At 62.0% G+C, this 14,402-nt stretch carries 11 protein-coding genes; all 11 read right to left on the bottom strand.

The genetic code is table 11. The features are described 5' to 3' along the window. Positions 1 to 13 precede the first annotated feature (13 nt). The 11 genes from DM374_RS26745 to DM374_RS26695 all read right to left on the bottom strand — a co-directional run bounded on the left by DM374_RS26745 (position 14) and on the right by DM374_RS26695 (position 14,398). A complete protein-coding gene (locus tag DM374_RS26745; protein ID WP_110972589.1) occupies positions 14 to 958 on the bottom strand; it encodes a peptidylprolyl isomerase in 945 nt (314 codons plus the stop codon). Then, the gene (locus DM374_RS26740) at positions 955 to 1,413 is read right to left on the bottom strand and encodes a YbjN domain-containing protein (RefSeq protein ID WP_110972588.1); all 459 of its coding nucleotides are present in this window, start codon (positions 1,411 to 1,413) and stop codon (positions 955 to 957) included. The genes DM374_RS26745 and DM374_RS26740 overlap by 4 nt, the downstream gene beginning before the upstream one ends. 113 nt (positions 1,414 to 1,526) lie before the next feature. Beyond that, a complete protein-coding gene (locus tag DM374_RS26735) occupies positions 1,527 to 2,723 on the bottom strand; it encodes an EAL domain-containing response regulator (RefSeq protein ID WP_157969755.1) in 1,197 nt (398 codons plus the stop codon). A 97-nt stretch (positions 2,724 to 2,820) separates the two neighbouring features. Then, positions 2,821 to 6,438 (bottom strand): transporter substrate-binding domain-containing protein, encoded by a 3,618-nt coding sequence (locus DM374_RS26730; RefSeq protein WP_225422601.1) that lies wholly within the window; start codon positions 6,436 to 6,438, stop codon positions 2,821 to 2,823. Positions 6,439 to 6,463: 25 nt separating this feature from the next. Beyond that, entirely contained in the window at positions 6,464 to 7,090 is a 627-nt protein-coding gene (locus DM374_RS26725) for a response regulator transcription factor (RefSeq protein WP_110972585.1), read from the bottom strand. Positions 7,091 to 7,272: 182 nt separating this feature from the next. Beyond that, positions 7,273 to 8,001 (bottom strand): fimbrial biogenesis chaperone, encoded by a 729-nt coding sequence (locus DM374_RS26720; RefSeq protein ID WP_110972584.1) that lies wholly within the window; start codon positions 7,999 to 8,001, stop codon positions 7,273 to 7,275. Positions 8,002 to 8,040: 39 nt separating this feature from the next. After that, positions 8,041 to 9,186: a hypothetical protein gene (locus DM374_RS33540; RefSeq protein WP_177431610.1), complete on the bottom strand. Its 1,146-nt coding sequence runs from the start codon at positions 9,184 to 9,186 to the stop codon at positions 8,041 to 8,043. A gap of 14 nt (positions 9,187 to 9,200) precedes the next feature. Next, the gene (locus tag DM374_RS26710) at positions 9,201 to 11,699 is read right to left on the bottom strand and encodes a TcfC E-set like domain-containing protein (RefSeq protein ID WP_110972583.1); all 2,499 of its coding nucleotides are present in this window, start codon (positions 11,697 to 11,699) and stop codon (positions 9,201 to 9,203) included. 106 nt (positions 11,700 to 11,805) lie between these two features. Continuing rightward, on the bottom strand, positions 11,806 to 12,288 hold the full coding sequence (locus tag DM374_RS26705; protein WP_110972582.1) for a CS1 type fimbrial major subunit: 483 nt from the start codon (positions 12,286 to 12,288) through the stop codon (positions 11,806 to 11,808). Between the two features lie 50 nt (positions 12,289 to 12,338). After that, positions 12,339 to 12,821, bottom strand: coding sequence for a CS1 type fimbrial major subunit (locus DM374_RS26700; protein ID WP_110972581.1), 483 nt, complete (start codon positions 12,819 to 12,821; stop codon positions 12,339 to 12,341). 278 nt (positions 12,822 to 13,099) lie between these two features. After that, a complete protein-coding gene (locus DM374_RS26695; protein WP_110972580.1) occupies positions 13,100 to 14,398 on the bottom strand; it encodes an ATP-binding protein in 1,299 nt (432 codons plus the stop codon). Positions 14,399 to 14,402: the final 4 nt, after the last annotated feature.

Here is a 14,402-nt window from a genome sequence, read left to right as displayed (position 1 = left end):
GGCTAGCGATATCTTACTTCTCGGCTTCGATAACCTTGTTCAGTACAGCCCCGTCGATGCTCAGGGTGGCGCTGTTGAACATGCCTTCGACGTAGGTCTTGGCCAACTGTTCCTGACGCTGCGCACGCAAGGCGTCACGCAGTTGTCCGCGAACTTCGTCGTAGGTGGCGACACGCGCCGGCTGCGATTCGACCAGCTTGACGATGTGCAGGCCCAGCGGGCTCTGCAACGGTTCGCTGACCGCGCCGACCTTCAACTTCGACACCGCGGTACGGACTTCCGGCAGCAACTGCGTCAGCGGTTGCAAGCCGATATCGCCGCCTTGCGCCGCACTGCCTGCGTCCTGCGAGTAGGTCTTCGCCAGTTCGGCAAAGTTGGCGCCGGAGGCCTGGGCACGCTTGGCGATGCTTTCGGCCTGCTTGCGCACTGATTCCAGGGCCTGCTCGTCCGGTACGGCCAGATAGATCTGGCTGACACGGTACAGCGCCGGGACCTGCAACGAAGCCTTGCCGTTCTCGTAGGCCTGCTTCAGGTCCTGCTCGGGCGGATAGTCATCCGCTACCTTGGTCACGCTGTTCAGGTAGCTGCGCAGTACGATCTGCTCGATTGCCGCGCGGGTCTGGGCTTCGACGTCAGGACGCTTCGACCAGCCCTTGGCTTCGGCCTGCTGGTACAGGGCCTTTTCCGCCAGGCGTGCACGGATCCAGGTTTCCAGGGCAGGACGATCATTGCGCAGTTGCAGGCGAGCCTGCTCCGGCAATTGGGCAAACAGCGCCTTGAGCTCTTCGGCGTTGACCTGCTGGTCACCCAGGCGAGCCAGCGCGGTACCGCTTTCGGTGGACTCCGGAACAGTGCGGCTGGCCGCCTCCAGATCGTCGCCAGGACGCAGGGCCAGGGTGACCGCAACGGTCAGCACGGCCAGCGCACCAGCGCCGGCCCACAGGCGACCGCGACTCACGAAGCGCTTTCCACAGGAACCTGGGCAGCCGCGACGTTGCGGCTGTAGTCACGCAGGTACACAACGAACTCTTGCAGCAGGCGGTCCCACAGCACCAGGGAGCCTTGCAGGTGCTTGAGGCTAACGCCGTCAGCAACGATCACGTCTTTTTCCAGGACCAGGAACTCGCCCTGTTGAGCCAGACGGGAGAAACGGCGCGAAGCGTTCCACAGGTTGGTAAGGCCTTCAGGCAGCTCACCCTGGATGCGGAGTGCACAGCTGTAGGTGAAGTCCAGGAATTGTCCTTCTTCCGGGGCACTGTTACCGAAACGGACGGCGTAGCCGACACCCTGGCTGGCGCTGAGCAGTTGAATCACAGCGTTCTGCTCGGTGCGGTTGACGCGGCAACCGGCGTCTTGCAGCAGGGTGGTCAGGGAATCGGCACTTACGGTTTCGATCAGGGTAGTTGCAGTCACGGGGGTCACCTTCCTTGCGCGGTTAAAAGCCTGAAGTTAAAGCGAAAGTTTGTAGCACATTGCTAGCATCCGGTACAGACGCTCCACGCATCCTTCCGTCATAAAGATGTCTTTCAGCACCCACGCGCGCGCCGACCGAGCCGGCGGACCAGTTCTTCACGGTCCAGCACCGGTGCGAAGTAGTTGCCCTGGCCGACCGCGCAGTCCATATCCATCAGGATGAGATGCTGGCCGGCGCTTTCCACTCCAGTGACGGTGACGCCCAGGCCAAGTGTGCCGGCCAGCGCCAGGCTGCTCCTGATCACGGCACGGTGGCGTGGCTGGTGTTCCAGATCGTGCATGAACTGGCTGGCCAGCTTGATTTCGTTGAATGGCAACTGGCAGAGCCGCTGGAAGGACCCGCCATTGCTGCCGAACTCTCCCAGACACAACCCGCAACCGAGCATGCGCAGGCGCGTCAGGCTTTCCAGGTGCATCGGCGAAGCCTCCAGCGCGCCGCAGAAGGCCATTTCGAAGGCGATGCCCTGGCCGACCGAGCGATGGAACTGCATCAGCGACTTGAGCCGGCGGGTCAGGCTGCGGCCACAGAGCTGTGACAAGCCCAAGGCAAAGCACATGCGCAGCACGCGTCCCTGGGCCATAAGTTCTCGCTGCAAGGCCAGGCCCTGCTCCAGCAACACCACCAGCACGTCATCCAGCAACCCCGCCCGCTCCACCTGGGGCATGAACAGATTGTCCGCCAGCAGGCCATGGACCGGGTGTTTCCAGCGAACCCGCACGTCCACGCCCTTGATCTCGCCGTTGCCCAGGTCACAGCGCGGCAGGAAGTGAGCGACGAACTCCTTGTACGACAGCCCCCGGCGGATATCTGCTTCGGTCACCCACGCCCCTAGCACCGGTGTGGTCAGTGACAGCGCTGGCAAGGTCCGTACCCTGGCCAACGCATCACGCATGCCCTCCATGTGCAGGGGCTTGCCGACATCGCCGAGAAAAGCCACGCCCAGGCGGGCAACCAACAGCGTAATGGCCCGGCGCACCTCGGAATGCAAACCGCTGCTGACGATGACCCCGCCGATCAGCGACGCCTGAGCCGCGCGGTGGATGAATTCCAGGCCGTCCATGCCCTCCATGCGCACATCACACACCACCACATCCACCCGGCCGATGCGCTCCAGCAGCGTGATTGCTTCGCTGCCGGAGGACGCTTCCAAGACGTCCCGGCAGCCGAGCTGACAAAGAATCTTCACGGCGATGGCGCGCTGAAAAGACTGGTTTTCAAGGATCAGGACACGCAAAGACTTAGCAGGCACAACCGCTTCCCTCGTATAGGCCAAGCCCCATATTCCTATCGGTTCAGCCAGGAAGAATCAGGAGGGTTCCCAGCATTCGGCGGAAATCTCCGACGCTTCACGACTGGCAAAACAGTTCCAGGCGCTGAGTCAGCGCGGTCACGGCCTGACGCAGCTCATCCACCAGTGGATCGATTCGCTCGGCCGGTGCACTGTCCTGACAGGCCTTTTCCAGGTTATGGCAGGCGTACAGCAACCTGTGTGCCTTGATGATCCGTCCGCCACCTTTGATCCGGTGCACCAGGTCCGCGAGGCCACCCAGGTCGCCTTCGCTCTGGAGATAGGTCAGTTTTTCCAGGTCTTCGCGGTTGCTGCTCAGCAGGTCTTGCAAGAGGGCCTTGACCGCCGTGGGGTCGCCGCCAGTGATCTTGTGCAGGCTGGACAAGTCCAATCCGTTCCCCGGCGCCGACCCGCTCGAGGTGTCGTCGGGCACCAGGCCCGGCTCGCCCGAGACCAGCTTGCCGGCCAGGTCCTTCAGGTTCAGCGGCTTGAACAGGCAGTCATCCATACCGGCCTCGATACACCGCTTGCGCTCCTGCGGCTGAGCGTTGGCGGTGCAGCCAAGCAAGAGGATCGAGACCTTGCGCTTTCGCCGCTCGTCCTCTCGCACCGCCCGGGCCAGAGCGTAGCCGTTGAGGCCGGGCATATTGCAATCGGTGATCAGCACGTCGAAACGCTGCCGCAACCAGGTGCGCAGCCCTTCGTGCCCGTTGGTCGCGGTCACCACGCGATGGCCAAGAAAACTCAGTTGCTGCTGCAACAGCAGACGATTGGCCGGGTAATCGTCCACCACCAGGATATCCAGCGGCGCATCGCTGCGGGCGGGCAGTTGCGGCAGGCTGGCCAGCACCGCCTCGGACGGCGTCAGGCGCGGCAGGTCGAGATTGATCCGGGCCCGGGTGCCAACGCCGAGGGTACTGTCCAGCAACATGTCGCCGCCCATCATGGTGCAGAGCGTGTGACTGATGCTCAAGCCCAGCCCTGAACCACAGCGGGCACTCTGCTGATTGTTGCTGGCCTGACGAAACGGGCTGCCCAGCAGCGCCATTTCGTCCTGGGGAATTCCGACACCCGTATCTTCCACCGACAGACACAGCCCGACCCGTTCACAGTCCACGTCCAGAACCAGGGTCACGCAGACCTCGCCTTCGTGGGTGAATTTGATGGCGTTACTGACGAGGTTGGACAGCACTTGTTTGAACCGCACCGGGTCGACCAACACCTGCACCGAACAGTGGCTGTCCATGTCCAGCCGCAAATGCAGGCGCTTTTGCCGGGCCTGTGCCTCGAACATCCGCACCGTGCTTTCCACCTCACGGCACAGGTCGACCTGCTGCGGCACCAGCTCCAGGTGACCGGACTCGATACGGGTGATATCGAGGATGTCGCCCACCAACTCCAGCAAGCCCCGGGCCGCACCGGAAGCGACCTCGATGGCCAGGCGATCCAGCACGCCCTCCTCGGCTTTGCGCAGGGCCAACTCGAGCATGCCCAGCAAGGCGTTCGTCGGCGTGCGGATTTCATGGCTCATGGTCGCCAGGAACGTGGTCTTGGCCTGGTTGGCCGCCTCGGCTTCGTCCTTGGCCTGTTGCAGAGCCTCGTACAGTTGCTGGCGTTCGGAAATATCCACCCAGCCACCAATGACGCCCGCCACCGAACCATCGCTTGCACGGTACGGCAGCATCCAGTGGTAGATGATCAGGCGCCTGCCTGCCAGCAGCAGCTCGCGATCCTCGACCACCGACGCGCCCTGAGCAATAACCCGTCGATAGGACTCGCGGTAGCGCCGAGCCTGGTCCGCGCCGATCAACCATTCCGGCACAGGCTGGCCGATCACCGCATCGCGATCGACGTTCAAGGCCCGCTGGTAGCTGGCGTTGCAGGTCAGCAGACAGCCTTCGCGGTCGCGCACATAGATCGGATGAGGCGTGCCGTCGATCATCACCCGCATGAACTCGAGCTGGTCACTCAGGGCCTGTTCGGCCCGCAGACGCTTGTGAACCTGGCGACGCAGGCCGCGAATCCAATACATCGCCAGCAGCAACAGGAACAGGGCCATGAGAAAGCCCTGCAGGATCATTCCGCGGTACTTCTGCCAATAGCTGTCAACGACGATAACTTCGTTGCGCCAGCGATTGGTCAACTCGTCCATCTCCTGCGGCGCGATGCTCAGCAGCGCCTTGTTCATGATCGACAGCAACTCCCGCGCGCCGCGCCGCGTCCCGAAGGCAAAGTGCACCGCCGGCACTGGCAGCGCGGCACGGATGCTCAGTTGGCCACGGAACTGCCGGGCGATGCTGTAGCGCGCGCCGATCAGGCTGGTCACCGCCGCCTGCGCCTCACCGTTGGCGACCCGTTCCAGCGCCTGCTGCGGGCCGCTGCTCCAGAGCACCTGGACCTGCGGGTGACGTTCGCGCATGTAGTCCTCGAGCACACTGCCCTGGACCAGGGCCAGGCGCTTGCCAGCCAGATCGTCGAGGTTGTCGAGGTCACGGTCGTTGTCTCGGGTGACCAGCACCAGACTGTTGCTCAGGTAGGAACGGCTGAAACCAACCTGTTCCTGGCGGCCACGACTGAACGGCATCGCCGCCACCAGATCGACCTGCTGCACCTCCAGACGCTGCGCCATGTCATCGAAGCCGCCGCCGGCGACGATGTCGAAGGCCAGTCCGGTGCGCTGGGCGATGCGCTCCAGCAAATCGGCGCTGATGCCACGAAACACGCTCTGGTCATCGAGGTAGCTGACCGGCAGGAACTGCTCGTCAATGGCCACCGTCAGCCGCGGGTGCTGACGCAACCACTCGCGCTCGGCATCGGTGAAGTCGAGTTGTCCACGCGCGGCGAAGCTGGTCGCACCGCCGCTCCAGCGTCGCAGAATAGCCAGGCGCGCTTGTTCGGAAATCCGCTCCAACGCCTGGTTGACCAGCCCTTTGAGGCGCAGGTTGTCACTGTTGACGGCAAAGCCGTAATGCCCGCCCTCAAGCAACTCGGTGGGGAACAACTGCAGGTGAGCCAGGTAATTCTTGTGCAACAGATATTGCGCACCCAGAGCATCGCCGAGAAACAGGTCGGCCTGACCGAACGCCACGGCACCGAGAGCATTGAGCAGCGACGGGTAGAACACCAAGCGGGCGTTGGGAAACAGTTGTTGGGCGCGCTCCTCTGACAAGTACCCCTCGCGCAGTGCCAGGCGCACGCCAGGCCGGTCGACGTCCGGCGCGCCACCGTCGCTGCGGGTGGCCAGCACCGGCTGGTTTTCCACGTAGGCCCGCGACAGCAGCAGGCGGCTGCGCGCCGCCTCATCGGCGGAAACGGTGCCCAACAGGTCGATGTCGCCGCGCTGCAACGCACTGATCGCGTCGGCCCGCGAGCCATAGCGCCGCACGCGGATCTGCACGTCGAGCAATTCACCCAGCAGGCCGGCGTAATCGGCAGTGAGGCCTTCGTAGTCGCGCCCGGTGGCGGTGATGTCGAACGGCACGCGGTCGGGCCGGCTGACCCCGAGCCACAACGTCCGCCGCGCCCAGAGCCAGTGGCGGTCGTTGTCGCCCAGGTCCAGCCGCAGGTTGTCGTCGAGGCTTGAGCGGGCCAGCAGGTTCGGCGTTTCCGCCCAGGCGAGGCCACTGAGCAGACACACGCACAGTACCGCCAGCGACAGCAAAAAGGTGCGGCGCACAGGAGGGAGAGGCAGCAAGTGGACGTCAGATCAGCGTGTGGCGTCTGGCCAGGTCGGCCAGGTCTACCTGGGAACTGACCCGCAGCTTTTCCAGCAGACGGGTTTTGTAGGTGCTGATGGTCTTGTTGCTCAGCAGCATGGCTTCGCCGATGGCCTTGTTGCTCAAGCCTCGGGCCAATTGCTGGAGAATCAGCAGTTCGCGGTCGGTGAGCTTTTCGATGCGCTGCGTTTCAGTGGCATGGCAATCGAAACGGTTTACCGAACTCAGGGAAATTTCCGGGAAATAGGTGTAGCCGGACATGATCGCCAGTGCCGCTTTGCGCAACTCGCTCAAATCATCGTTCTTCGAGACAAACCCCGAAGCCCCGAGGCGCATGCAGCGCAGCGAGAAATAACCGACGGCCTGGGACGTCAGCACCAGCATCTTTATGTTCAGGCGCGCGGCCTTGACCCGAGTGATGATTTCCAGCCCGTCGATACGCGGGATAGCAATATCGAGGATGGCGATATCCGGCTCGTGCTCGCGGATCAGGCGCATGGCGTCGATACCGTTGTCGGCCTCGGCAACCACCTCGAACTGCTCCTGACGCAACAACATCCTGACACTGGCACGAATGAACGGATGGTCGTCCACGATCATGGCTTTGTACATGAAATCTTCCCTGTTAATTAGATGACGTGTGTGGTCAGCTTCAAATGCCATGGCTACCGAATGAGGTCGGGCAAATAACATCAAAAGGCCAGCACTCTGATGTGCAGAGTATCGGCCTCAAGACAGGCACATGTGCATCGGATGTTTCCCTAATCCATGAGGGAAATTTCCCAGCGTCTAAATCAGCCCTTGATCTCTACTCGCCGGCGCTCATTGCCCTCGATCAGTTCGAAGCGATATATCCGTCCCGAATCCCGGCTGAATTCGCGGTCGCTGCCGGGGCGGATATGGTGCTTGGTCGCCACCGAGCATTGCTTGCCGCTTGCGTCGCAGTCGTTGAAATGGTCCAGCACCACGGTGCTGCTGCCACGGTTATGCACGATAAAGCGCTGGGTCTCGCTGGAAACCTCGGTCTGGTACTGCGTGCCGCTGGGATGGACGAACAAGAGCGAACCGAACCCAGTCAGAATTTCCACCTTGGCCTTGAGCGCTTCGTACTGTTGTGCGTCCTCTTCGCTGATGGCGAACCCGTCACCGCGCTCCGGCACGACCGGAACGAAGCGCAAGCGAAAGTAACGCTCCTTGTCACGCTCGCCGCGATACAGCACGCGCATGGTCTGCATCCCCGAGGCCGGCACGATCAGCCGCGCAGGGCTGGCGATCAACGGGCGCTGCTCGAGGGGCAGGTCGTCCTGCGCAACCTCGGTGATCGTGCCCTGTGCGTCATAAACCAGCTCGAACACGCTGACCTTGACGAATGCAGTGGTGTCACCGCTGTTGCGAATCCGCTTGAGCAACGTGCTGCGCTCCCCGCTCAGGTAGTCGTACAGGTTGCCCACGTTGATCTGTGGCGCCGCTTGCACCGTAGCGGCCGTCACCAGCAGCAACAGAGCGCAAAGCATGGTTTTCATCGTTCATTACCTCGTGAATTTTACGGTTTGCTTCGAGCCCTACATCCCGGCATCGAAAATCACTGTCACGTCGCCCGCGTATTCCATGCCCGGATAACGAGCCATTTCCCTGACCTCGGCCTTGCCCACGTCGAAATGTAAAAGCCCGCCCTGATTGAGCATGGGCTGCAGGCTTTCCAGCTTCAGCGCCATGGTTTCACCCACCGGAAGCACGACGCGGTTCACTCCCTGCCCGGAGTGCTGGAATCCCCCCGGCAAGGTCAGCGCGACGCGCAACGGCACCTGGTGCTCATTGGATTGATTGCGCATGCCGCACCCTTGCCCTGCCATGTACTGGCAGCGAAGGTGGACGCTGAACGGCCCGGAAGACCAGATCCGCAGGGCGACATCGCGATACAGGCGGTTCGGAAGACCGTTGGGCCACTGGTTCCAGCCGCCGGGCGGCTCCAGCACGACCTGCTCGCTGCCCTGTGCGAATTCGAGACGGAAGGCATGCACCACATCGAGCTCGAAGTTGAGCTCCAGGCTATCGGCATCGAGCGTCGTCACGCCGTTGCCAAGATCAAAGTCCGCGCCAGATCCGACACTGAACACCAGGCGTCCCCGGTACTTGCCCGGCTTCATTTTCAGGGGTGATGGCGTAGTCAGCCGGTAGGCCAGGCCGAGCTCGCCGATGCGCAACCGGTCGGTTTCATCGACCTGGCCCACTTGCCCTGCCGACACGCAGGTTGCCGGTTGTGTCGGCGTATTGATCCGCCACAAATAATGGGTCCGTGCCCCGGCGTGCTGCAGCCCCGCCGCCGAGCACCCGCCCTGCACGGCGTGGGACGCCGGCGAAGCGGCTGGCGCGTCCACTTGCAGGCCCAACGCGAGTGTCTCGAATCCCAGCGTGTAAGACTCACCGCTGCGCTCGTTGGTGACCGTGACCTGACGCCGGCCAGGTACCCTGATCGTAACCCCGGCACGTTCTGCGTCCTTGTTCTGGAGTATTGCCAGCTCGTAGCTGATGGGCAGGTCCAGCGCCGGCCCGGCGTTGCATTGCCCCGGCCAGCGCGCGCAGAAACCAGGCGCCTGCGAGGTGTGCACAAAGTCGATGCCATTACGGTACTCGGCGCTGACTGTTACCTCCACTGCGTTGGCCGCAGCCGCCCATAGCATCAGAAGCAGCCATGGAATCGTTTTCAAGCCACTTGAATGCCTCACGCGCCACCTCCTGAGCGAACAGGCTCACCCTGAACCAGCGTCCTCGCCTCGCACTGCTGATCACCTGCCAGCAGCACACCATCTTCACGCGGCCCTTGCGGGCTGACGTGCAGGACGCACAGTTGCCGGCCCTTGTACAGAACCTCCAGCGTGGGCGTTGCCTCGCTGATCTCCACCACGAACAACCCGTCTGCTTCGCTCACGCCGCGGCTGGCGTGATTGATCAACATTGCACCGCGCAGTGGCTTGCCATGGTCATCCAGCAGGCGGCCGATGACGGTGACCGTGCGCATCACGCGCAACGTCTCGTAGGCCACGCCGCCGCGGTTGAGGTGATACGCCAGTGTCGGCGGCTGAATAACGGCGCTGGCGTCATAGCCGGACTGGAAGTCCAACTGCACATGGCCGGACTTGTAGGCACTGACCGGTACTACGTTGCGACCAGGGCGCAACACACTGCTGCCGCCTTCGGAGTCACTGGCACTCAACAGGAGGTCCGGCACGTCCGTTTCTACATCCACGATCAGCCCTGCGTTATACGGCAGGTACTGGCCGCTGAATCCAAGGTGATCGCCGCCCACTGCCAAGGTACTGTCCAGGTTCAGACCGGCACTGAGGTCCTGATTGAATGATGAGCGCTGGATAAAGGCATCGCCGTTCAACGCGCTGTTCTCAAATTGGGTATCCGCCGACAGTCCTGTGCCATAGCGGTCCAGGTTGAGCGTCCCGGCGATACTGCGCACGCTGCCTTGTTCAGGCAGGTATTGATAGGTCAACGCGGCATTGCGCTCTTGCCCGCCGTCGCGCGAGGTCCGAGTGCCCAGGCTGGCGGACAGACGTCGGTCAGAGCTGCCCAGGCTGGTGCTGACGCTGAAGTTGATACCTCGGCTGCGCCGGTCACCGCTACTGCCGGTGCCAGGACGGTCGAACAGCGAAACCCGCCAGTTCGCATTGCTTTCCCAGAGTTTGCCGAAATAGGAAAGCCCCAGGTCCATCGCCGTGCCTGCGTTGCTGCCACTGTCTTGGCTCAGGCGCAGGTTGGCTGTGTATTCACGGCTAAGACGGTGATTCAGCGACAGCGAGGTCTGCTCGCGGCGCCGTGAGGCTGCGACGTCACCACGATCGGCCGGACGCGGCCCCAGCGCCGTGCTGCTATGGCTGAAAATCAGGCTGCCATTGCCGTAGTGATAGATACCGCGCAGGTCATAGCCATTGCCCAGCCCGTCAGTACGAAAGACATTCCCCAACAATTGCAGACGATCCAGCACCTGCCAATCCAGGGATGAGCCGTACTGCATGTACTCATCGACCCGCTGTGCCGACAGGCCGGTAACCACCCGGGGGTGCAACAGGTAATTGGCAATGACCCCAGCGCTCAGGCCGCTGTAGGTTGATTCGTCCTCATTGCCCAGCAACTCCTGGCGTTGGCCGGCATACAGGTTGTAGCGCCAGGGCGAATCGGTGTTGCTCCAGTTGTTGGGCTTGTAAACGAACTCGTTGCTTTGCGAGGTGACTTGACCGTCCTCGATCAGGCGCACCTCCACCTCGTAGATACCACCGGGCAGGCCACGGGTGTCCAGCACCTGAAGGCCCGGCGCGACCGGTTGTGTCTGGATCAACTGGCCGTTGCGATAAATCTCCACCTGCCCCTGGCGATTGGGCGTGACATAGATGGGCGTGACGCTGGCGCTGCCATTGTTCACCGCCAGGCTGTCGCTGCTGCCGAACATCACACCCAAGGTCGTTTCCGGCGTGTTGCCCAGTGATATCGGCTGACGGCTCAGGCCCTGAACATCAGGCGTGAAATAGCCCAGGCGAAAAAAACGGTCCTCATGGATACGTTCGGCATAGAGTTGGTCGACGTTCTGCCGAGCCTCGCCATAGCGGCCGCCACTGCGATCGAAACGGGCTTCAGCCAATGTGGTCCAGTTGCCGATACTGCTCTGCCCTTGAAGCGCATAGCGCCCGACCGTCTGTTCGCCGTCGCGGCTGAGGTTAAGCTGGTTACGCAGGATCAGCCCTCGGCTCCCCTGCTCCGGCAGACGGTGGTAAGTCGCCTGACCGCTGCTCTCCGCACCGCGAGTGAGGATCGACAAACGCGAGTCCAGAAGATCGTAGTGCAGCGCCAGCAAGTCACGTGGACAAGCACGCTCGCAGTTGCCCAGTGCCAGGCCGTTGCCCAGTGCAACCGCCCACGCCTGGCGCAGGATTTCGGGTTCCTGGCTGTCGCGACTATCAGTGAAGCTCAACAATTGGACCCGCTCGTCGCGGCTCAGCACCACCAGTGCCTCGCCCAACAATCGACCGTCCAGATCGACCCGCACCGCCAGCGGCACGTCAAAAAAATGTTCATCGAACCCCTTCGGCAAGCCTTGCGCCTGGCGGAGGATTCCTGATCGACTGCTCTGCTCCGTCGACCCGTATGCGCTGGCAGCCGCCAGCCAGACCGAGGCCGTACAACACAAGGCCAGTCGAATGGATAATGCCAAAGACATGTCACTGCTCGTCAGTGAATGGAAAGAACTCAGCGACCGCCCCAAGCCCTTGAAAACAAGGACTCGGAACGAGCCGGCAATAAGCGAAGGGTGACCTGGCGAATGGCTAGAGCGGCGCAGTAGTCTCGAACATCATGCTCAGCGTGCCCGAGTAATCACCGGGGACATACTTGATACCTGAGGAGCTGACCGAGGTATGGAAATCCACCAACTTGCCGGAGGCAGCATCCTCGGCCTTGACGATCATCCTGGGGGTCAACGCCATACCAACGCTGTTAATAGACACAGACAAAGGAATAACGCTATCGCCATTACTGATTTGCGCAGGCTCAAGCAAGTAACCCGAGATGGGCCCTACCGTACTCTTCATCAAGAGCTGTTCCCGGAACCCCGCGAACCCGATCCCCAATTCGTTCCAAGGCAACGTCTGCGGCACGGACATCCAGTTTCCGGGATCTATGATGCTGAAGCTTTCCGTGGGCACCGTGCCTGTAACCGTGAATTGTCCTTCGATCGGCTCGGGCGCTGCGAAAGCGCCAGTGGATGCCAATAGCAATGCAAGGGGAAGCGCGAAAGCACTGTATTTCATGAACTTGTTCCTTATCGGGATACGAATTGATATCGGCAGCCAGGCGCCGGTTACAGTGGCGCCGCAGTTTCGAACATCATTCCGAATGTCCCTGCATAGTTGCCGGGCACTGGCACCGTCGCGGGGTCGGCGGTCAGATCGAAATCCAGCGACAAGGGTCTGCCACTCAACATCTGTTCCGCGCTGGCCACTTCTTGCGGCACAGTACTCAGGGCCTTGCCGCCCACCGCGAGGCGCATATTGATCACATCGTCCTTGTCGTTGATGAGCTGCGGCGGCAGTGTCAGGTGGGCCGTGACCGCCCCGACAGTGCTCCTGAAGACAAGTCTCTGCTTGAACAACGCAAAGCCTTGGCCATCCACCCATACCAATTCATGATTCTTGCCCCACCACTTACCCTGATCGATCACATTGAAGAACTCGGTTGGAACGGTACCGCCGATCTTGACTTGCTTGCTTATCGGTTCCGCCGCCGTAGCCGCGCCCGCCGCCAGCATCAATACCAGCGGAAGTACGAACGCACTGTATTTCATGATCTTTTCCCTATTTGAGTTACGAAAATTCCGAAGCCCACCGAAGACGCCGCCGGGGAAGGGGTTGCTGGCGCTGATGGGCAGGAGGGATTATTCGTGACTGGGAAAAAGGCTTACATCAGACGTATCCCAGTGACACCGGGAAATTTCCCACCGAGCTTACTCACAGCCTAAGAAACAGCTCGGGGAAATGGGCAATAGGCGCGTGGTCTGTACCCTTTTTTGCAGGAGGAAGGATTCTTTGTGAGTACACCCGGCGCCGTGGGAAAAGCGAGTGCTTAACGCCGGGGCAGTTGAATATGGAAGCGCGCGCCGCCCAATGCCGATTGGTCTACGGTCAGTTGCCCGCCCTGGCTTTCGATGACCCGACGGCTGATGGCCAGCCCCAGGCCGAACCCGCCAGTGGCCTGGTCGCGGCTGCGGTCCAGGCGATAGAACGGTTGGAAGATCTGCTCACGCTCGTGTTCGGGGATACCAATGCCGTCATCTTCGACGCTGAGCAGGCAGTTACCGGTTGCGTCCTGGTCGAGGCTGAGCATCAGGCGTTTGTCGCAGTAGCGCATAGCATTGCGGATCAGGTTCTGCACGGCGCGGGCGGTCAGCCGCGGGTCCAGGGCGAACCGCGGCAGGTCGCTGGCCGCACGGACTTCCCAACAGATATCGCGGCTGTCGAGTTCCTCGGCAAAGCTGCCGAGAATGCTGTCGACAAATTCCAGCAGCGACACCTCGACCCGCTCGACGGTTTGTCCAGGGGTCTGCAAGCGGCTGTAGGACAGTAGTTCAAGCACCAGTTCATCCAGCTCGCGGACATGCCCGACCAATTGCATCAGGCGCTTGCGGCTGGTGGCCGGCAGTTCGTCATAGAGCAGCACCAGGCCGAAATCGAGCCGGGTCAGTGGCGTGCGCAACTCATGGGACACGGCATTGAGCAGCTCGCGTTGCTGGGTCAGCAGCTGTTCCAGGTCGTGGGCCATGGTGTCGAACACCTGGGCCAGTTCTCCGATGTTGGAGCGCGAGGAAATCATCGTACGTTCCGACAACTGCCCCTGCCCCAGCAACTGCGCGGTGGCTTTGAGCCGTTGCAGGTCGCGCCAGTGCGGCCACAGCCAGAGCAACAGGCAGCCGAGCAGCGCGGCACCGATCAACACGGTGATACCCCAGGACAGCAGGTTGATGTCGAACGGGTCCGGCGGATTGCGCAAGGCCACCAGCCACTGGCCGTTGAGCGGCGCGATGGCAGTCTCGTAATAGCCCCAGTCACCCAGACGCACCACGTTCTGGCCCGCGTCCAGGCGCACCCGCTCCTGCTCGGTGAGGTCGGCCGAGGTGCTCGGCATCAGTTCGATGGCCAGCGGTGCGAAATCGGCGGCCAGCGCCTTCGCCAGCGCCGGCCACTCGCTCTCCGATGCCTGGCGGAACTGACGCACGATCAACCCCTGCACGCCCCGCGCCTGCTCCAGGTTGTAGGCCATGTAACGTTCGTTGAAGACCTTGAGGATCACTTCGGGCACCAGGAAGATCGCCCCGGCGTAAGTGATGATGGTCAGCAAGTAGAGGCGGACGAGGATCTTCAGCATGGCC

It is taken from the genome of Pseudomonas huaxiensis (assembly GCF_003231275.1).
Classification (GTDB): domain Bacteria; phylum Pseudomonadota; class Gammaproteobacteria; order Pseudomonadales; family Pseudomonadaceae; genus Aquipseudomonas; species Aquipseudomonas huaxiensis.
Note: the sequence above shows the minus strand (reverse complement) of the source record. Positions and strands in the feature narration are given on the sequence as shown.